Source organism: Adlercreutzia shanghongiae (genome assembly GCF_035830635.1).
GTDB lineage: Bacteria > Actinomycetota > Coriobacteriia > Coriobacteriales > Eggerthellaceae > Adlercreutzia > Adlercreutzia shanghongiae.
Genome location: NZ_JAYMFI010000003.1, coordinates 199,913 through 218,734 on the forward strand (window position 1 = coordinate 199,913; position 18,822 = coordinate 218,734).

At 61.8% G+C, this 18,822-nt stretch carries 19 protein-coding genes; 8 read left to right on the plus strand and 11 right to left on the minus strand.

Translation table 11 applies throughout. The features are described from left to right. Positions 1–100 precede the first annotated feature (100 nt). The 3 genes from VJ923_RS02870 (at position 101) to VJ923_RS02880 (ending at position 2,858) form a co-directional block, all read left to right on the plus strand. Positions 101–346 carry a HypC/HybG/HupF family hydrogenase formation chaperone gene (locus VJ923_RS02870; protein ID WP_326438334.1) on the plus strand — a complete coding sequence of 82 codons (246 nt, stop codon included), beginning with the start codon at positions 101–103 and terminating at the stop codon, positions 344–346. 11 nt (positions 347–357) lie between these two features. Then, entirely contained in the window at positions 358–1,440 is a 1,083-nt protein-coding gene (gene hypD / locus VJ923_RS02875) for a hydrogenase formation protein HypD (RefSeq protein WP_326438336.1), read from the plus strand. A gap of 140 nt (positions 1,441–1,580) precedes the next feature. Further along, a complete protein-coding gene (locus tag VJ923_RS02880) occupies positions 1,581–2,858 on the plus strand; it encodes an MFS transporter (RefSeq protein WP_326438338.1) in 1,278 nt (425 codons plus the stop codon). 5 nt (positions 2,859–2,863) lie between these two features. Here the strand turns inward: VJ923_RS02880 and VJ923_RS02885 are convergent, their stop codons facing one another. The 3 genes from VJ923_RS02885 to VJ923_RS02895 form a co-directional block, all read right to left on the minus strand. Beyond that, positions 2,864–3,796 carry a LysR family transcriptional regulator gene (locus VJ923_RS02885; protein ID WP_326438340.1) on the minus strand — a complete coding sequence of 311 codons (933 nt, stop codon included), beginning with the start codon at positions 3,794–3,796 and terminating at the stop codon, positions 2,864–2,866. A 127-nt stretch (positions 3,797–3,923) separates the two neighbouring features. Further along, a complete protein-coding gene (locus VJ923_RS02890) occupies positions 3,924–4,535 on the minus strand; it encodes a cytochrome c3 family protein (protein WP_326438342.1) in 612 nt (203 codons plus the stop codon). A 73-nt stretch (positions 4,536–4,608) separates the two neighbouring features. Further along, positions 4,609–6,210: an FAD-dependent oxidoreductase gene (locus tag VJ923_RS02895; protein ID WP_326438344.1), complete on the minus strand. Its 1,602-nt coding sequence runs from the start codon at positions 6,208–6,210 to the stop codon at positions 4,609–4,611. 203 nt (positions 6,211–6,413) lie between these two features. Here VJ923_RS02895 and VJ923_RS02900 point away from each other — a divergent pair, with 203 nt between their 5' ends. Beyond that, the gene (locus VJ923_RS02900; RefSeq protein WP_407651363.1) at positions 6,414–6,713 is read left to right on the plus strand and encodes a GIY-YIG nuclease family protein; all 300 of its coding nucleotides are present in this window, start codon (positions 6,414–6,416) and stop codon (positions 6,711–6,713) included. A 40-nt stretch (positions 6,714–6,753) separates the two neighbouring features. Here the strand turns inward: VJ923_RS02900 and VJ923_RS02905 are convergent, their stop codons facing one another. Then, a complete protein-coding gene (locus tag VJ923_RS02905) occupies positions 6,754–7,557 on the minus strand; it encodes an ATP-binding protein (protein ID WP_326438347.1) in 804 nt (267 codons plus the stop codon). A 286-nt stretch (positions 7,558–7,843) separates the two neighbouring features. Between VJ923_RS02905 and relB the strand changes: the two genes are divergently transcribed. Together relB and VJ923_RS02915 are read left to right on the plus strand one after the other, a co-directional pair. Further along, positions 7,844–8,071: a type II toxin-antitoxin system RelB family antitoxin gene (relB, locus tag VJ923_RS02910; RefSeq protein WP_326438349.1), complete on the plus strand. Its 228-nt coding sequence runs from the start codon at positions 7,844–7,846 to the stop codon at positions 8,069–8,071. Next, on the plus strand, positions 8,071–8,334 hold the full coding sequence (locus VJ923_RS02915) for a type II toxin-antitoxin system RelE family toxin (protein WP_326438351.1): 264 nt from the start codon (positions 8,071–8,073) through the stop codon (positions 8,332–8,334). The genes relB and VJ923_RS02915 overlap by 1 nt, the downstream gene beginning before the upstream one ends. On the opposite strand, the gene VJ923_RS02920 is transcribed toward VJ923_RS02915, so the two are convergent. The 7 genes from VJ923_RS02920 to VJ923_RS02950 all read right to left on the minus strand — a co-directional run bounded on the left by VJ923_RS02920 (position 8,325) and on the right by VJ923_RS02950 (position 15,361). Continuing rightward, the gene (locus tag VJ923_RS02920) at positions 8,325–10,091 is read right to left on the minus strand and encodes a DEAD/DEAH box helicase (RefSeq protein WP_326438353.1); all 1,767 of its coding nucleotides are present in this window, start codon (positions 10,089–10,091) and stop codon (positions 8,325–8,327) included. The genes VJ923_RS02915 and VJ923_RS02920 overlap by 10 nt on opposite strands. Positions 10,092–10,459: 368 nt before the next feature. Then, a complete protein-coding gene (locus VJ923_RS02925) occupies positions 10,460–11,500 on the minus strand; it encodes a 4Fe-4S binding protein (protein ID WP_326438355.1) in 1,041 nt (346 codons plus the stop codon). Between the two features lie 9 nt (positions 11,501–11,509). Continuing rightward, the gene (locus tag VJ923_RS02930) at positions 11,510–12,148 is read right to left on the minus strand and encodes a 4Fe-4S dicluster domain-containing protein (protein ID WP_326438357.1); all 639 of its coding nucleotides are present in this window, start codon (positions 12,146–12,148) and stop codon (positions 11,510–11,512) included. Positions 12,149–12,190: 42 nt separating this feature from the next. Next, positions 12,191–12,886 carry a TorD/DmsD family molecular chaperone gene (locus VJ923_RS02935; RefSeq protein ID WP_326438359.1) on the minus strand — a complete coding sequence of 232 codons (696 nt, stop codon included), beginning with the start codon at positions 12,884–12,886 and terminating at the stop codon, positions 12,191–12,193. A 9-nt stretch (positions 12,887–12,895) separates the two neighbouring features. Beyond that, positions 12,896–13,816 (minus strand): hypothetical protein, encoded by a 921-nt coding sequence (locus tag VJ923_RS02940; RefSeq protein WP_326438361.1) that lies wholly within the window; start codon positions 13,814–13,816, stop codon positions 12,896–12,898. A 12-nt stretch (positions 13,817–13,828) separates the two neighbouring features. Continuing rightward, positions 13,829–14,506, minus strand: a complete 678-nt coding sequence (locus VJ923_RS02945) for a hypothetical protein (RefSeq protein ID WP_326438363.1) — start codon at positions 14,504–14,506, stop codon at positions 13,829–13,831. A 12-nt stretch (positions 14,507–14,518) separates the two neighbouring features. Beyond that, entirely contained in the window at positions 14,519–15,361 is an 843-nt protein-coding gene (locus VJ923_RS02950; protein WP_326438365.1) for a hypothetical protein, read from the minus strand. Between the two features lie 141 nt (positions 15,362–15,502). Here VJ923_RS02950 and VJ923_RS02955 point away from each other — a divergent pair, with 141 nt between their 5' ends. Then, a complete protein-coding gene (locus VJ923_RS02955; protein ID WP_326438366.1) occupies positions 15,503–16,687 on the plus strand; it encodes a 4Fe-4S binding protein in 1,185 nt (394 codons plus the stop codon). Positions 16,688–16,909: 222 nt separating this feature from the next. Beyond that, the gene (locus VJ923_RS02960; RefSeq protein WP_326438368.1) at positions 16,910–18,667 is read left to right on the plus strand and encodes a response regulator transcription factor; all 1,758 of its coding nucleotides are present in this window, start codon (positions 16,910–16,912) and stop codon (positions 18,665–18,667) included. Positions 18,668–18,822: the final 155 nt, after the last annotated feature.

Below are 18,822 nucleotides of genomic sequence, written 5' to 3' on the forward strand. Positions count from 1 at the left end.
GGATTCTCGCAGTGCGAATCGGTACGAACGGGTGAGGCCCACAAACGAGAGAGATTGCCAATGGTACCATGGGCGAAACGCAAAAGCAGGAGGTATGCACATGTGCTTGGCAATTCCGGCGAAGGTGGCGGCCCTGGAAGAGGGGAACCTGGCCACGGTCGATATTTTGGGCGTGACCCGCGAGATTTCCGTTGACCTGACGCCCCAGGCGCAGGTGGGCGACTACGTGCTTGTGCACGCCGGCTTCGCCATTGAGGTGGTGGACGAGCAGTTCGCGCTGGAGACCATCGAGCTGGTGAAGCAATTCCCCGAACTGGCCGACCTTGACACCCAGCCGGCGGCGTAGCCATGGATGCCATGCAGCAAGAGTTGAAGGCGTTCAAAGATCCCACGCTGGCGCGGGGGCTAATCGAGTCCATTCAGGCGCTGGCGCCCGAGTCTGCTACGCTCATGGAAGTCTGCGGTACCCATACCGTGGCCATCGCGCGCAACGGCATTCGCGGCCTTATGCCTGAGGGAGTGCGCTTGGCATCGGGTCCGGGCTGTCCTGTGTGTGTGACGAGCAACCACGACATCGACAAGGTAATAACGCTTGCCCGTGTGCCAGAAGTGACCATCGCCACCTTCGGCGACATGACCCGCGTGCCCGGCTCCACCTCCAGCCTACTGGCCGAGCAGGCGGCGGGACGCGCGGTGGAGATCGTCTATTCGCCGTTGGATGCCCTGCGCCTGGCGCAGGAGAACCCCGACCGCCAAATCGTGTTCGTGGGTGTGGGCTTCGAGACCACCACCCCGCTGGTGGCGATGGCTGTGAAGCGCGCGAAGGCCATGGGCCTTAAGAACTTCACCGTGTACGGCGCCCACAAGAACATGCCGGGCGCGTTGGAGGTCATCATCAACGACCCGGCCCTGAAGCTGGATGCGCTCATTCTGCCGGGGCACGTGTCTACCATCATCGGCGCCGAGCCGTACCGATTCCTGGCTGAGAAGTACGGCATTCCGGGTGTTATCACCGGGTTTGAGCCGGTGGACGTGCTGCAGGGCATCGCCATGATCTTACGGCAGCTGCACGAGGGCCGCGCCGACATCGAGATAGCCTACGCGCGCGGCGTCATGCCCGAGGGCAATCCCGTGGCCCTGGCTGCCATTGACGAGGTGTTCGAGACCTGCTCCGCCACGTGGCGCGGCTTGGGCGAGATTCCCGGCAGCGGCTATCGCATCCGCGAGGAGTTCGCCGACTTCGATGCCATGCGCCGCTTCCAGCCGGACGTGGAAGAGGTGCGCGAGCACAAAGGTTGCCGCTGCGGCGATGTGTTGCGCGGCATCATGGCCCCGAGCGATTGCCCGCTGTTCCGGAAGGTGTGTACGCCGGAGAATCCCGTCGGCCCCTGCATGGTCTCCAGCGAAGGTAGCTGCGCCGCTTACTATCGCTATTACTAAGTGTGATGAATGATTTGATTAAGGCGGGATTGGGCCTTGAGATGCGCAGTTCCGGATGCCGGAAGAAGCGTACAGCGGTTTTGAAGCTTGCTGCACTATACTAGACGAGAATAGTAATTTGAAGTTCAGAAAGCTCGTGTGTGCTGCAGCCGATTGAAAATAATGTCTCGCCTTTTCGCTTCTGGGTGCTTTTGGCAAATTCGCTGGCCTATATGGCGTTTGCGGTTGCCTATCAACTTACGACGGCTCTTGGTTCTTTTGTCGATCTGGATTTTACTTCGGAGTCCTACGATACGGCCCTGCTGGCCACGGCATGCATGCTGGGCTTTGTCATAGGCCCCCTGGGAAGCGGTCGCATTAATGCTCTTCTTGGGCCCCGATGCAATGTTCCTCTTTGGCTGATTATCCTAGCCGTAGTGTCTCTGCTTTTCATTCCCTGCCACGAAAGCTTCCCCGCCTTGCTCTTCATTCGAGTATGCCAGGGAATTTGCGGAGGAATGATGGTTGCCTCCATAGTTGGCTCGGTAAATGCCTGGTTTCCCTATGGGGAAGCGGGGATCGCGACGGGATTCACGATGGGTTCGATGGGTCTTGGGTTTGGATTGGCTCAGGCTATTGCGGTAGCGTTCGCTGGAGCAAACCTACCGTGGTACACCTTGACGGCTTATACGACCTCTGTATTAGCGCTCGCTGTTGCGACGGTCTATGGGATCACCGTGCGCGATTTTGAGAGCCGGTACCCTGGGTTTTCTAAGATTAATCAAATCATTGCCAGAGATATTTCGGGTCAAAAGACGGCCGACGTGCGGCGCGCAAGACATGCAGAAGACTATGTCGTTCCCGTAGGGATCGCTGGTTTTCTGCGTACGAGCATGTTTTGGGCAATGGCGGGATTTGGCTTTATAAAGAGTTCCCTTACTTGCGGCCTTGCATTGGTCCTCCCCCAATTCCTTGCGTTTGAAACAACGGCTTCCTTATCGTGGGGTGCGCTAACTTCAGGTCTGGCTTTTGTTACGACGGCTGCGGCGGCTCCCCTTGGCGGCTTGCTTTCTCGCATCCTTTTCAAGGGCTTACGCTATCCGGTTATGTGCTTTGGAGCAATGATATCGGCAGTGACCCTGGCGTGCGTGGGATTTGCCCATACGCTCCCTTTGCTTTTGGTGCTCTACATACTGGGATACGCTTCGACAGCGCTGGGGACGGGAGTATACTGGTCGCTCAGTACCGAAATTGTAGCTCCGGCAACTGCTCCACGAGCGAGCGCTCTGCTCACAGCTATTGCCAATATGGGAGGTACGTTCGCCCCCTTGTTATTGGCGGCTATAGCAACTGTGGGGCATTCATATCTCCCGTGCTTCGTGATTCTCGCTGTGCTCTCACTTATCCAGTTTGCTTGCGCTTGGTACATCGCTCGATAAGAGAGTTAGATACACGGGGTCAGACCGACGGGCAGGGGCTGCTGGAGGGCTTCTTCTACGAATTGAGGTGCGAAGGGATTGGCGTTCCTTTCACGATACATCAAGGCGTATTCGAAGTAGCAGTCCGGATCGCTGACTACTTTGCAGCTAAAGCACGGTTCCTTCAGCATGGGATAGAACGGAATTGCATAGGTGGGGATAAAGTAAATCGAATCAAAAAGATACATGGAAAGAAATTGATAGGAATTTGCGATGCGACGTATTTCAGTGCGTGGGGCGAATCCTCGTGCTTCGCATAGCTCTGAGATACGAGGCCAATTTTCAAATTGAGCCGAACCGGTGGTAATCATGAAAGTCTCTTCTTTGAAATCATTCAATGTAAGACACTTTTTCGAGGAGAGTGGATGCTCGCTGGGCAAAATAGCCGAGAAAGTGTCCCTAAAGAGCGGTCGAACCACAAAGTCGCTTTCGTCTATGGCCGACGACCGACATACCGCGAAAACATCGTCCTCGTCCATTTTCAGCATATCGTCAACGGAAGGATAGAGCTTGGAGCTGAAGTCAATGTCGAGCCACGCATTGTCGTTGTGGTAACGTGCGAGCATCGAGGTAAATAGTTGAATGACTCCCTGATGGTAGGCGCCGGCAACACTTACGAAGCGCTTGGCCCGCTTGGCGACTTCTGCCGTATGGGCTACCGTCTCGTCGTTAAGACTGACAAGGCGGTGTGCCATCTCCAGGAACGCTTTGCCGCCGTCAGTCAGTGTCGCGTGGTTTGTGCTTCGCTCGAGGAGCGCGAATCCCAGCTCTCGTTCCAGAGCTGCAATGTGTTTGCTAATGGTGGATTGCCTCATGTTGAGGTATGAGGCAGCCTTGGTGAAATTGAGGTATTGAGCTAGGACGATGAACTCCCGCAAAACGGATATATTGAGATCCATGGTATCCCCCCTAACGGTAAATTTTCCCTATCGCATAATAGCAAGCCCCCATGTACGCTAATGAAGTGCCCAGAAAGGCGATCGCCTCATTATCGCGCACATGGGGGAAGGGAGGGGCGAAAGATTGCTACTCTGCGTGGCAAGTGCCGCACGTGTACTCGCCGGCGTGGTGGCAGCCCAAACAGACTCCCTGGGCTTTTTCCGGCGTTGCGGTTGTGTCATGCATATTGTGACAATCGGCACAGGCAATGGCATCATGGTTTTCCGAGGATGGCAATGCGTGCGGATTCACAACGGTTCCTTTGACGTCGGTTAGGACGGTGCTGTCGGCAGTTCGTTCTGCAACGACGGTAAGATTTTCGTGGCATGTTAAGCAAGTTTCGGCAGATATGCTGGTTTTCTTTAGTTTGGTGGGCATTTTTCCGTCGGCAGTTGCTCCCTCGTGAGCTTTAACCAAGTTCGCTTCGTCATTGTGGCAAGTGGCGCATTGGGCGGCATCGAACGGAGCGCCTTCAGCGCAACGCAAATCAGTAAAGCCGCTGACTTGATCAGCGTGGCACATGTTGCAATCGGAATCGGCGGTCCACGAGAAGTCGACAGAGGCGGCAGTTGAAGCGAGCGCCTCGTCCTCGTTTGAGCTAATGGTCGTTTGTTGCGGAGAGCAGCCAATGTTCATGGCCAGAATTGTCGCAAGGACGCTCATGGCCATGAAGGTGACGATGGTTTTCTTCGTTTTCATAGTTCAATCGCCTTATCTGTGAACGAAAGGACTCAACTCGCGATGAGGGTCGCGAGTTGAGCAGAACATGCACCTAGGCTTGGATGGCATCCAGAGACGCCACGTCTTGGCCGATGGTATAGCCGGCAGCGAGAACAGTGAGCACACCGGGCGACACGAACATATTCATGCCTGCATTGCCTGTAACATAGAGCCGCTCGATAGGCGTGAGATCCCATTTCACTACGCGATCCTGATCGTCCGAGCGAATGCCCGCCGTCGTGAAGAGCACCGATACGCCAAGCTCGATGGCGTAATAGGGGCCATCGCCGAGAGGCTGCATGGCTTCGGCCGCGCGTCCGAGTTCGGTGTCCTCGCCGGCTGAGGCCATCTGGTTGTAGTTTGCTACCGTGGCGCTCAGCGCGGTCGGATCGACTCCCATTTGCTGGGCAAGCTCCTCGATGGTGTTGCCCTGGAGAATCCAGCCTTTGGCAAGCTCGGCTTGGTTGTCTTCGCTCCAAAGATATCCGCTGTCGCCCTCATCCTTGAAGTGCGACCAGGACCAAGTCCAATTAGTGTTTCCCAAGGAGCCTGCATCGAAGCATGCTTGGTCGAGCACAATAAAGGAGGTTTTGTTAACGTAGTTTTCCATTGCCACCTCGAAACCGTCCTCATTGGCATCGGGGTTGCGGCGGGAATGGGCAAGCCAAGGGAAGGCTACGTCCTTGTTGTGCATGATGGCAAGATCCTCGGGCATGAAGCGGGAGCCGGCGCCATTCACATACAAATACGAGGGAACGGCGAAGGCTTTGGCGAGACCGACGGACGTGCCCACCTCTTTGCTTGCGAGCTTGATGGCGGGTGTGTCGTATTCGATGTCGCGGAAGCCCATGGTGGCCGCGCCGAGATCTCCGGCTAGAAGCTGAAAAGCGTCTCCGGTATTGTACGGAGAGTCCTCAGAGAAGTACTCGAAGCCGGGCAGGTGAATAGAGTTGATCAGCTCCGGGTTACTCGCGTAGCTGCCCGTGGAGACGAGCACACCCTTATTCGCCTTGATGGCTACTTGACTACCGTTTTGGTCGGCATAGACGCCGATTGCCTCGCCAGTTTCGGAATTGGTGACGATCTTGGTTACAGGCGATTCGTAGACGATCTCAGCGCCGGCCTCGTTCATGGCATCCATCAAAGCTGCGTAAAGTGCCGGACCATGGTCGGCAATGTTGCCAGGGCCCGACTCGGGGCGAGAACCGGTTTCCCAGCCCATGCCATGGTCTTCAAGGATGTCCAGCAAGTCAGGGAGGTTTTCGCCCCACTTCTGACCGCGCTCGGCGCTTTTGTAGCCCATGGTGCGGTATTGCACCCAGTTGCTAGCAGGGTTTTTGTCCTCGCTCCACATATTGACGATGCCGGCAACTACAGAAGTTGCACCGCCAGCGTGCTTCTCTGGCGCCTTTTCGAGCACAAGAACGGAGGCTCCCGCATTAGCGGCGCCGATGGCCGCGGCGATACCCGCACCGCCTCCGCCGACTACGATGAAGTCGGCCTCGCGATCCCAAGCTGCGGCATCGGCACCGCTTTCTGCCAACGGTTCGCTGGCATCAGACTCTTGGGAGCATCCTGCAAGCATGGTGGCGCTCAGCGCGCCGATGCTGGCCAGCGCTGCTCCTCCAACGAATCCTCTACGTGTCATCTCCATGATCTATCCCCTTTCAAAGGTATCCTTCTGTTTCTCCTCGATAGTGGAGGAACGTGCTGTATGCTAGATGGCTGAATGGGCATAGCGGAAACAACAATTTTGGATAAGCCTATGCCGGAGAGGAATAAAAGGAATGCCAACAGGGCGGTTGTTCTCAGTGCTAAGATTCGTTAACGTGCCGGGGACTAAACGGGTTGATGGTCGTGGCCGTGAGTGATTCTCACTACATGTATGTGCTGGAATGCGCCGATGGGTCGCTGTATACGGGGTATGCCGTGGATGTGCAGGCGCGCTTGGCGGTGCACAATGCCGGCAAGGGCGCGAAGTACACGCGCGCTCGGCTGCCCGTGAGTCTGCTCGCCTACGCCGAATTCGCCACTAAGCACGACGCCATGCACGCGGAATACGTCTTCAAGCAGCTCTCTCGCAACGAGAAGGATGCCCTGCTTTCGGCTGCCTCCCATTCAAGTTTCGAGGAGGCCTTGCGCGAGCTGCTTGAGTAAAGAGCACGGCCGGATATTTGCGTATGATGCTCCAAGAGTGCTATAGGTAGCTTGCTATATATTCGGGGAGGTAGGAGCGCAGCATGGGGAGGGCGAAGTCGAAGCGGCTGCGGCCCGTCTCCGCGATGACGCCCTGCTCCAGCAGTCGCCGTCGGTAGGTTGAGACGTGGGCGCTGCTCTTGCCGAGAGCCTGTGCGATCTGCGAGGCATCGGACGCTCCTTCATGCCGAAGCATGGCCTGAAGAAAGAGCAGGTCGGCATCGGACAACTCGTCGAGCGTCGCCTTGAGCACACGGGTGCGCATATCCGTTTCGGCCAAGGAGGCCCCTTCCTCAACCGCGTGATCTGCAATTTTCAGGGCTTCTCCCGTTGCCTGCCATGACCGGTACCCTACAAGTTGGAGCATGTAGGGGAAACCGTCGATGGCCGCCACGGCTTCTTGGAGAGCCGAAGCGTCGATGCTCTTTCCGGAAGCTTTCACGGTGGCGAGGAAGGCGGCCTCAACATCTGCATCGGAAATGCGCTCCAGATGGCATTGCGCGGCGCGCCGAAGGAAGGAAACGGATTTGTTGGCAAGAAGAGACGACACCTGATGGGGAAGGCCTGCCATGAGCAGTGCAACCTTCCTCCCGTCGCCGGCGAGCAGCTGGTAGACGGATGCCAGTTGTATCATTTCATCGAGAGAGGGGTCGACCTCGTCCACGGTAATGAGCAAGCCGAGGTCGTGTTCGCTGAGAGCATCGAGAACGTCGGTCATACGGCTTCGCCAGTTGGGCTCGATGCCTCGAGCGTACTCCCATTCGATGCCGAAGACAGAGGCGATGTTGATGCTCTTGAAGCGCACTCCGTCCTTCTTCTCGAGAAAAGCGGCGCCGTTGCGGGCCGTTTGCTGGAGAATGTCTTCGAGCAGTCCGGGGAGACAGGCGACGTTTACGCTGATCCATCCGCGCTGTTCGGCAACGGCCGCTCTTTGCTTTAACTCTTTTAGGCTGCTTTAAAAGTTTTAGGTTCCTTTAACTTTTTTAGGTCGCTTTAAAACTTTTAGCGAAGGCGAATTGATGCGAGGCTGAAGGCTTGACGTGCGGCAATCGAATGTGACACAATGTAACACACTTTGAAAGGAGCAAGCCATGGCCGCAACTTCCACCATGACCATCCGCATGGGAGCCGATGAGAAGTCCCTCATCAACGACTATGCAAAGACTTTTGGCATGACGGCATCGGAGTTCGTGCGCACCGCCGTGCTTGAGCGCATCGAAGACGAGCTCGATTTGCGCGACTGGTATGCAGCGAAGGCCGAGTTCGATGCCGACCCCACGGTGCTCACGGCTGACGAGATTGCGAAGAAGTACCTCTGATGTGGCGGCTCCTCTTTTCCAAAAAGGCCGACAAGCAGCTTTCAAAACTCGACCCCGGGGTGCGGCGTGTGCTGGTCTCGTGGCTTTTGAAGCATCTTGACGGGTGCGAGGATCCCCGTGCCTTCGGCAAGGGGCTGATCGGCGACAAGACGGGCATATGGCGGTACCGGGTGGGGGACTACCGGATCCTCTGCGACATCAAAGATGACGAGCTCGTTGTTCTCGCCCTTGAGGTCGGCCATCGAAGGGGTGTTTACCGGTAGGATAGCCTGCGCGAATGTACCGCCCAGCGGGGGTCCAATTCGGCGAGGTAGTCGCTGGGGTGGATGTCGCAGGTGCGGACGCCGGAGCGCAGGCGGATGCGGGCGATATGCAGCTTCAGGCGCTCGGCGGTTTCCAAGTCGCAGCTCTCGAAGCCGGTGAAAAGCACGCGGCGGCTGGCGCGACTCATGACAAGCGCGATGGCGGCTCGGGCGGCTGCCTCTTGGCGGGTGCGGGCGCTTCCGACGATGACGCCGGGGTCGCACATGTCGCGCGAGGGGATGAAGCCGTTCACGAAGCCGCCGAAGACGACCACGTCGAAGGTGCGGCCGAACAGATCCTCGGGGGCGGCGATGACCACGGCGGAGGGTGCCATCATGGGGCCGCCGCTGGCTGAGTCAGGCGCGTCCTCGTCATGGGCGGCATGCGGGGCGTCGGTGCACGTTGCGCGCATCTCCGGGTCGGCGGGTGTGCCCTCTTCCAAAAGCGCTAAGGCTTCGCGGTAGGAGGCCAGCAGGCTTTGGGCGAAGGGGCTTGCGGCGGGCAGCCCGGGCAGGTCGTCGGCGTTCAACGCCGTCAGGGCCTCGACAAGGTTCAGGTTCCGGCGGACACCGGCGCGGCGCAGCTCGCTAACCGACGCGCTGCGGCCGAGGGCGTCTCCGAAGCTGAGCCACCGGCGCCAGGCCACGGAATCGGCCTGGTCGGCGGCCAGCTGGGCCAGCACGCGGGCGCGGTCGGCCTCGGTTTCCGGAGCGGTTATGCCGCGGCTCGGGACAGGTCGCGTCACGCGGCCCAGGGGGGTAACGGGAATGCCCACTGAGGCGAGGGCGCGCTGCATGTTGGTGCGCCAGGTGCGGTTCGCGCCCACCACGGCGATGCGCGCGGGGTCGGTGCCCGCGGCAAGCTCGTCGGCCACGGCCCGCGCGATAACGCCCATCTCGCCCGGCAGGTCGGGGGCCGACTGCCATGCGCGCTCCACCAGATGGCACGGCCCGTCCAGCACGACGCGCTGCACGAGTTCGTGGGCTGCCTCGAACTCTGCCATGCCCGCAGCGTTGGGGTAGGGCTCGAAGGCCGGCAGCCCGGCTTCGTCGCTGCCGGCCACGGCGACCTTATCCTGGGCGAGCAAGCTCGCCAGCCGCTGGGAGGCGCGGCTCATGAGCGGGTAGTCGTCGGCGAGCACCACCGGCGAGCCGTAGCGCCGCCGCAGCTCGGGATCGGCCTCCAGCACGCGCACGGCCCGGTTCACGGCCTCCCCGGCGAGCATGGCGTCCTGGAAGGCGAGGATGCTCTCGGCCAGATCGAGCACGGCGCGCTCTTCGGTGGTCTTGATCCAGGTAGAGTCGCCGTCATCCAGGTTGGCCAGACCGCATTGGAGAAAGGCCCACAGCTCGCGCAGGCGCCCGCATTTCAGGCCGCAGGTCTTCAGATCCTCGTAGAACACGGCCTCCTCGGCCCGGCTCAAGATGCGGGGGCTGCGTCCTGTGATGGCCCGGGCGCGCGGGTCGGCCAGAATGCGGCAGGCGTAGTCGAGCGGGGTGGCCGCCGTGTCCGCAAGGCCGTGACGCGCCAAGCGCTCCGTCGCATCGGCGGCGGTAACGGGGCTGGCGGCCAGAAAGAGGTAGGGCTCGGGAGCGCCGGGAGATGCCGGCTCGCTGCCGGCCCAGGCCGCCGTGCGCTCGATGAGCGCCGCTGTCTTTCCCGAGCGCGCCCCGCCGACGATGCAGATGGCTTCGGTGATCGCGAAGGGCTGCGTCATGGCCTTCTTCTCCTTCGTTTCCAGAGTGCCCGCAGAGGCAAGGCGCGGGCCTGGCGGGCGGAACGCGGGAGGTTCCGGAGGAGCCTTCAACCGCGATGCTCATATTTGGGTTAGGAAAGCCCAGCGGTTCGAGGACATTGGGGAATCGAGACCGCCGGGCTCCCCCTGAGCGGCCTTTCGCAGCGGGGCGCTGGAAGGGGGGAAGCGCCCAGGCGGCCATGGTGGAAGCAGGAGGGAGGGGAGGGCTTCAGATTGCCATGGGCCGAGGAGGGAAAGGCCGATCAGGGGGAGGCTGGGCGGCAGCTTGCGTGCACACCGCGCGGGTGGCAGGCGCGCGCGTCGCCCAGCTTATCCCGAGAAGAGGAGGCTTAGGAAAGCGCTTCGGCCGGCTCGTCCAGCTCCAGCTCCGGCTCGGCTGCCGCGGCGCCTCTCGCGCCGAGTGCCTCGTCGGGCTCAAGCGCCGGAGCGCCGGCCTTCTTGCGGGCCAGCAGCGGGAAGCTGATGGCATGGCCGGGGCACACGTCGGCGCAGGCGCGGCAGCGGGTGCACTCGTTGAAGGTGGTTCCCAGCTCCGGGTGGCGCGGGTTGATGGCCACCTCGCACACATCGGCGCAGCGGCCGCAGGTGGCGCCATGGGCGGTTTCCAGGCACTTCTCATCGTCAATGGCCGGCTGGAAGGTACGGTTGGCGCGACCCACCAGGCTCATGAACGACGAGATGGGGCACAGATGAGAGCACCACTTACGGAAGAAGACGACCTCGACGGCAAGCAGCACGGGGATGACCAGCACCGACCAGGTGACGTCGCCATTGCCAAACAGGGCGATAAGCAAAAACACCATGGCGAAAGACAGGCCCACGGGGCACACAAGGCAAAAGACCGGGAAGCCGAAGATAGCCGCCGAAAGCAGGGTGCCGCCGAGGATAAAGTGGCGCGAGTCCGCCGGCTTGCGATCGCCGCAGGAGGCGCATCCGCCGCCGCAAGAGGCCTTCAGCGCGCGCTTCTCAGCGGCAGAAAGCGGCGCGGCCTTCGCAGCAGCCTTTGAAGCCGCCGACGCAGAAACCGTCTCGGTTGCAGAAGAAGTCTCGGACGTCTCCACGGATGCCTTCTCGTCGCTCTTCTTGAAGATGCCGCGCAGCTTGCTCCACACGGGAACAGGGCACAGCCATCCGCAGAAAGCGCGCCCCAAAACCAAGATAGCGGCCACGGCCAGCACCAGGGAGATGACGGCCCGCGGCACGAGCATCTTGCTGGCGAGCATAGTGCCCAGAGCACCGATGGGGCAGATGAGCGCGATAGATTCCCAGCCGATGGCGGAAAGGGTGCCCACGCTCGCATGGGCAGCATAGGCCACGCCCGCGACGGCGAGAACGGCCAGGGGAACGATGATGCGAAGTTTCTGACTCATGACGACTCCTTAGGCCTCGCTCTCGGGAACAACGATGATGGCGCGCGAGGTGGCGCCCACGGCGTAGGAGCCCTCCTGCTGGGATACGCAGACGCTCTGGCAGGCCCCGCAACCGTTGCAGTTCTCGGCCTTCACGACCGGGCGGTTGTACTGGTCAAGCTCGATGGCCTCGTAGGGGCACGCATCGAAGCAGAAGCGGCAGCCGTTGTCGCGGTACCACGCTAGGCACCAATCGCGGATGAGCACGGCCTTGCCGATGATGGTCGTCTTGGCCTCGGCATCGGCGGGAAGGGACAGCGCCTCGGTGGGGCAGGCCTCCACGCACAGCGGCGTGCCGCCGTTCTCCTCGTCGCAGAAGTCGCACCAGCCGTCGTTGAAGTTCGCGGTGGGCGTGCGCACGGTAACGATGCCGTCCTCGAGGTGCGCCGGCCGCAGCGCTCCGCGCGGGCAGGCCTCCACGCAGCGTTCGCAGCGAATGCACCCCGCGATGAGCCGCTCCTCGTCCTGGCCGCCCGGCGGGCGCACCTGGGCCTCGGCCGGTACGACCTTCAAGGCCCCCATGGCCAGAAGTGCGCAGCCCCCGCCCACGCCGAGGGCGAAGGTGCGGCGGGACATGCCCGCGCCGTCTCGTTTCTTCTCGTCTCCCATGTCTTCTCCTCTACTTATGCGGCCGACGAAAGCGGCCCTGCGCTAATCCTCCGCGAGCAGGTCTTCCATAACTTCGCGGTCGGTCTCTAGAAAGCCCTCCGTGAGGAAGGCGAGTCCCCGGTAGAAATCGGTTTTGGCGAACTTTTTCACCTCGGCCGTCAAAAGCGGCGCCCAGCTATCCAGATGCATGTCGAAGAAGTTGTACTGGGCGCGCACCCATGACAGTGCCTCCTCCTGGTCGCCGCGGCACAGCGCCGCCACGGTGCGGTCGGAGAGAATCTGCAGGTACTCCAGCTCCAGCGCGATGTGGTCTTCGCCCTCCTTCCAACTTTCCTGTTTAGAAAGCCCGGCGGCGCGGTAGAGCGCCAGCACCTCGTCGCGAGCGCTCTGCATGAGCAGGCGCTTCTCGCTGGAATACACGCTTTCGAAGGGATAGGCGGCGGCGTGGCCGGAATAGCCGTGGCCGAAGAAGGTGCGCATGTAGTCGGCGGCCAGCTCCGTCAGGGTGTTCTCCCAGATGCCGGAGAGGTAGGTGGCGATGAGGCGATTGCCCTCGTCGCCGGCCTCGGTGCCGGTGGATACGGGCCACAGGGTGCCGTGCAGCTCATCGAGCAGCTCGGCGTCGACTTCCTTGGCGTAAAGGCGCGAGAGCAGCCCGTAGGTGGCCGCGCGCTGCTTGAACAGCTCGATGAGCTCGGCGGACGTCAGATTCGTCTCTTCCAGAATTTCCTCAGTCATGGCTCCTCCTTACCAGTTCACGCCATCGGTGAGCGTGGGCACGTCGGTAACGGTCACGTCCTCGACGGCCGGAATCTCGTAATCGTCGACAACCTCGGCCAGCACGCCGGTTAAGGCCGCGCGACCGGCCTCGGTGGCACGCCAGGCTCCCTCGCTCCACACGAAGGCGCCGGCTCGCTCGAGGCTTTCCACGAAATGCTGAACGTAGAAGCGGCGGTTGTCGGCTACGGCCGGATCAGTGTCCACGGCTACGGACATGAGGCCCATGGTGGAGCCCTCGTCGGTATCGGCCATGAGGAGAATGCGCTTGTACACGGGCAGGAACTCCGGCTCCTTGGCGAAGAGGCGCTCGATGCGCGCGGCGGGGTCATCCTCGCCAAGCACGGTGGTGCCGGCCTCGGTGGTGCGCCAGTACACCGTCGGGGGCGTGGTGGGACGCCAGAACTCGCGGCCGTCCACCTCCACGATCTCGGGGGCGGCCACCTCAGCAGTGTAAGGTGCGCCGTCGGCGGTCACGCGCTCAAGTCCGCCGGCCACTTCCAGCATGGTGCAGAAGTTGGAAGGGGTGTACACAGAGAACTTGCGGCCGCTGATGCGCTCGACGGCTCCCTTGAGTTCCTCGGTGCTCATCGGCTGCTCGCAAGCGGCCAGCACGCCGAGAAGCGTGGCGCGGTGCGGACGCATCTGGGAGAGCAGCTCGCGGGTGCGCTCGTCGGTGGGGCGGGCGGCATAGGCCGGGTCGTCGGTGCGCACGGACTTCTCAATGACCGGCACGCGGTCGGGGTCGGGGGGCAGAAACTCGCTGCGCCCCTCGGTGTTGGGCAGGAAGATCTCCGACGAATCCAGCTCCTTGGGGCCTGAGTCCACGGCCCAAGTGTCCAAGGTCGGGTCGAAGCTGAAATTGAACGCGGACAAATCCGGTGTGCTCATGAAAACTCCTCTCTAGTTCAGGTCGGCGTCGCGCAGGAAGCGCTGGCCGCCGATGGTGCTCGGCCGCTGGGCTCCCATCTCGCCGATGAAGCGGCTGGGGGCGCACAGGGCGGAAACGACGCCGCCGCGGGTCGCAGTGCGCCGATAGGGCAGGCGAATGTGGTCGGCCAGCGCCTTGTCGGCCTGGCAGAAGTAGGAAAGCACCAGGTTTTGGTGCTCGCCGCTGGTCAGCTGCGCGAAGGCCTCGCGCTGGATCGCAAGGGCCTCGCGGCTCGCTGGATCCTCGCCGATGGCCGCCGCCGTGGGCATGAGTCCCTCGGTGCAGCCGACGACGAACAGCCAGTCAAAGGCGCCGTTGCCAAGGCGGAAGTCGAAGATGGCCGCGCGGTTGCCCTCGGCATCAAGACGGCCCTCGCAAATCTCGGCGGCCACGCCCATGACCTTGCAGGCTTGGGCAAGCTGGCCAGCCCAGGTGCGATTCGGCACGGCAAACCCGATATGGCGCGCCATGGTGCGCTTATCGCGCAGCAAAGCCGCCGCTCCACAGGCGATGCCCTGGGCCTCGGCGAGGGGAGAATCCCACTTCACCAAGGTGCGCACGGTGCCAGTCGGGCAAGTGGCGGTCAGGCAAGTGCCGGTCGGGCTGGTGCCGGTCGTGCACGTGGCGGTTTCGATGTTTCCGGACGTCATGGAAGGCTCCGGCTAGTCGACGAAGGCCGCCGCGGCAGAATCGTAGGTGCGCTCGGCGCCGTTGGCGTCGACGACTGTCCACAGCGTGTAGTCCACGGCGAAATCGAAGGGATCCTCCTCGTCTTCCACCTCGCGCTCCGGTTTGGGCAGGGTGGGGGAGTCCGTGGGCGGCACGGCGGTGTTCTCGTAGCTCTTGGCGATAATGTCCTCGGCCAGCAGTTCCTCGCGCGTCTTCGGCGTCTCCTCAATAACCTCCTCGACGTCCTCCTCCTCGGGCTCTTCCAGGGCCTCGGGGTGCTCGACGATCCAGGCGTCCCAAGCCGCGTCGCGCTGCTCGGTCCATGCGGTGGCCGTGGGCATCTCCACGCGCACCGCCTCGGCGAAGGTGCCGTCGTTGCGCAGCGTGCGCGCGGCGGTGACCAGTTCCGCCACGGCCGGATCAATGGCGCCGGCTCCTTGAGGATGCACGGCCACGATAAAGGCGCCGGCCCCCAGCTCGATGTTCAGCGTCTCGAAGTGAACCTCCGGGTTGCCGATCTTGCGCTGGCGGTCGTTGAACACCTTCATGTTGTTGCCGACCTTGTGCAGCAGGTTGCCGATCCACGGACCCACAATGGTGTCCCAGCGCTCGTCGGCGCCTTCGTCGGCAGAATTCAAATAGGAGTAGGTGCCCATGTTCACGATGGCTCGCGCCGTGTTGCGCACGGGAGCATCTTCGCTCTCGGGCGCGTGGGTGCGAATGACCGGCGTGCCGATATGGGCGTAGCTGCGGTTGATTTCGAGGATGGTCTGCTTGGCGGCGCTGCGCTCGTCCAAATCGAGCACCAGCGTCAGCGATGGTCTCAGCAGTGCCATGTTCCCTCCTTTGCTCTCGATTCCCCAATACGGCGAGTCAGTTTAGGAGGGCTTTCATAGACGGAATAATATGGCCCCTATGATTTCCCCTATGAAATGGCCTTTATGATGACGAAAACGCCAAGGACGCAAGGGGGAATTATGGCGAGTATCGATACCATGTTGGGGCTCATCGACAAGTTGGAAAGCCCTTATATCACCGTTCATCAGGAGCGCTGCGTGCTGGTGCGCAATTGCCACGCCGACTGCCTGCGCTGTGCTAAGTCCTGCGCCTCGGGCTGCATCCACTACGATGGCGAGGTGCTTTCGGTGTCTCCGGAAAAGTGCATCGGCTGCGGCACCTGCGCCACGGTCTGCCCCACCTGCGCTCTGGAGGCCCATCATCCGGGGGACGCTGCCCTGGCAGCGGCCTGCCGCACGTCGCTTGCGGCCAACGAGGGCACGGTGTATCTGGGATGCGGCGAGCTGCTCGAGCGCGCCCGCGGACGCTACGACGAGGAGAAGATCGCGCGTGCTGAATGCCTTGGGCGCGTAGACGAATCGCTGCTGGCCTTCTGCGCTTGCGAGGGAGCTGCCGAGGTAGTGCTCATCCACGGCGACTGCGAGCACTGCTCCTATAACAGCGGGCGCGCCTGCGCTGAAATGGTGGCCGATACGGCCGAGAAGCTGCTGCAGGTGTGGAAGTCTCCCATGGAGGTGCGCTTCGCCCACAAACTGCCGGCTTCGGCCAAGAAGGCCGCCGATCACGATACGGCCCGCCGCGCCCTGTTCTCGGAAGCCTCGTCGGTGGCGGCGCGCGCCGGCGCCGTGGTAGCCGAGCAGGCGGTGGCCGAGGTGCTCAGCGAGGAGGAAGAGCCTGAAATCTCGCCGCGCTACACCAAGGTCATGGACGACGGCACCTTGCCTCATTTCGTGCCCGACCGTCGCGAGCGCCTGCTGGATTTCTTGGCCGAGCTCGGCGAGCCGGAGGACGTGATGATAGATACGCGTCTGTGGGGCCATGTGATTATCGACACGGACATCTGCGTCTCTTGCCAGATGTGCGCCACCTTCTGCCCTACGGGAGCGTTGGAGAAGTTCTCTGAAGAGGGCGGCACTTTCGGCGTCGATCACCGTCCGAGCGATTGCGTGAAGTGCCGCAGCTGCGAGGTCATTTGCCCGGCCCATGCCCTTGAAATCTCCGAAGAGGTCTTCGCCGTCGACTTGATGAACGGCGCCACGGAGCGCTACACCATGCGTCCCCGGGCCGTCAAGCACGACACGCCGCACACCATCTGGCATATGGCGCAGACCATGATGAATACCGACCAGGTATACGAGCGGTAATCGCGCTGAGGCCGCCTTGAGGGGTCGGGCGAAGGGGTTTCGCAAGCGCTCACGTGCTAATGACGAGCGTAAAGGTCACTTTTGCCGCGAGGGGTTGACGCTGTGTTATCATCACGGAACGAAATTCTGCTGCGGACATACGGGGGAGCAGCTGCATAGACGAAAGGCGAAGGCGCCCGAGGGGCGTGCCGATGCCGCGCGATGCGCTGGAGAAGGGGAGCCATGAAACTTCCGTATATCAAGGTGGAGCTCGAGTACCGCGAGGAAGAGACAGGGGCGCCCGGCCGGCTGTCGCCGACGCTCATTGCCGGGTTCGGTCTGCATTGGGCCTGGATATTCCTCTTCATGTTCAACGGCCAGTACCTGCTGTTTCCTGAAGCTGCTTCCATGCAGACGCTGTTGTCGGGAACGTCGGGCGTCGTTCATGCCGCCGTTTTGCTGGGCTACGCGGTCTTTTTGAAGAAGGCGCGCGAGCTTTTCGGTACGCCTCAGCAGATACGCAGGAATCGCCTGTTGGCCGCTTGCCTGGTGGCCTGCGCCACGATACTGTGCTTCGCGGGCAACCTGGTGGGTGCGGGCCCCGCTGCCTCGGCGATCTTCGTCGGTGCCGGGGTGCTGAGCGGTATCGGGTCGGCCATGTTCCTCATGAGCTTCGGTGTTTCCTTCAGCGTGTGCGACTTGCCCACCATCGCTCTTTCCACGGCTCTTTCCATTCCCGTGAGCGCCCTTCTGTTCGCGGCGGCCATCACGGTGGGCACGCTTTTCGTTCCCGCCTCGGCGCTCTTCTGTCTGGCGCTGCCTTTCTTGGAGCTGCTCTGCCTTAACAAATGCTCCGCCGATCTGGTGGATAAGCTGGAGTTCGCCTACCTGACCATGCCCGTGCGCACGGCCTCCTTTGCGGCCCGCGTTGGCGTGCCTTCCCTAATATTCGGCGTTATGGTGGGCGTTCTGAGAACCTGCTCGCTGGCCGGGCCGCTTTCGGCGGTTGTCCAAGTCAGCCAATCGGCGGCCAAGGACTATTCCCTGGCTATCTTCACGGCGAGCCTGTTCGTGTGTCTGGCGCTCATTTTGGCCATGCTCACGCTGCGCAAATCGCGCAATTTCTCCTTCCGCGTGTTCGCGCCTCTGATGGCCGCCTTGCTGGTGATGCTGTGCGCGCCCTTCGGCGAAGATGGCTTCTTCCGCGGGTTTGCCATGGCCAGCTGTTATTTCATGCTGGAGGCGAGCTTGTGGACCATGTACTCCGACATCGCCCAAAGCTACCGCGTAAGCGCGTTCACCACCTTTGGCTTCGGTCACGGCCTGCTGTCGGCCGGCTCGCTGGCAGGCTATCTTCTGTTGCAGCCCGGCGGTCCGCTGGCCGCTGTGCTGAGCGACCCCGTGGCGCTTGCGATGGTCGGTTTCGTCACGTTGACCTTCGGTGTGGCGACGCTGCCCAATGCTGCCGAGATGCGCAGCACGCTCATCCGTGGTCGTTTCTGCCCCCTTTTCGACGATCGCACCGATTTGGAAGAGCTCATGAGCGGTGAGGCGCGCTACGAGATGGCCAGCGAGGCGCCGTCTGCGGAAGGTGCCGAGGCAGAGACCCCCGAGGTTCCGAAGGATCAGGGCGCCGTCGAGGCGGCCGTCCCCGCACCGGACGCAGTGAAACCTCAGGCCGAAGCGAAGCCTCAGACCGGCTTTGCCCTTTCGGTACCCGAGCCCGGGCCCGCTATCGCCGCGCCCCAGGAGTCCCCAGAGCAGCGGGCCGGCCGCTTCAAGCGCAAGTGCGCCGCGGTGGCCGACACCTTCCTGTTGTCGCGCAAGGAGACCGAGGTGCTGTTCCTTTTAGCCAAGGGGCGCAACTCTGCCGCCATTCAGGAGAGCCTCTATATTTCCGCTGGCACGGCCAACACCCATATGCGCCATATCTATCGCAAGCTCGACGTTCATTCCCAGCATGAGCTTATCGACCTCGTCGAGTCCATGAAAGTGGAATAAGTCGCGCAACGGTGGCGTTTGGGCTGGTCATTCCCGCATCATATGACCTCATTTTCCCAGAATAATAGCGTGAAATCATAAGCCTCCTATGAAGGGGCCTTCCCGCACCCTCCTTACAATTTCGCCCGTAAGGCACCGACTCTGCTCGCGTCCCG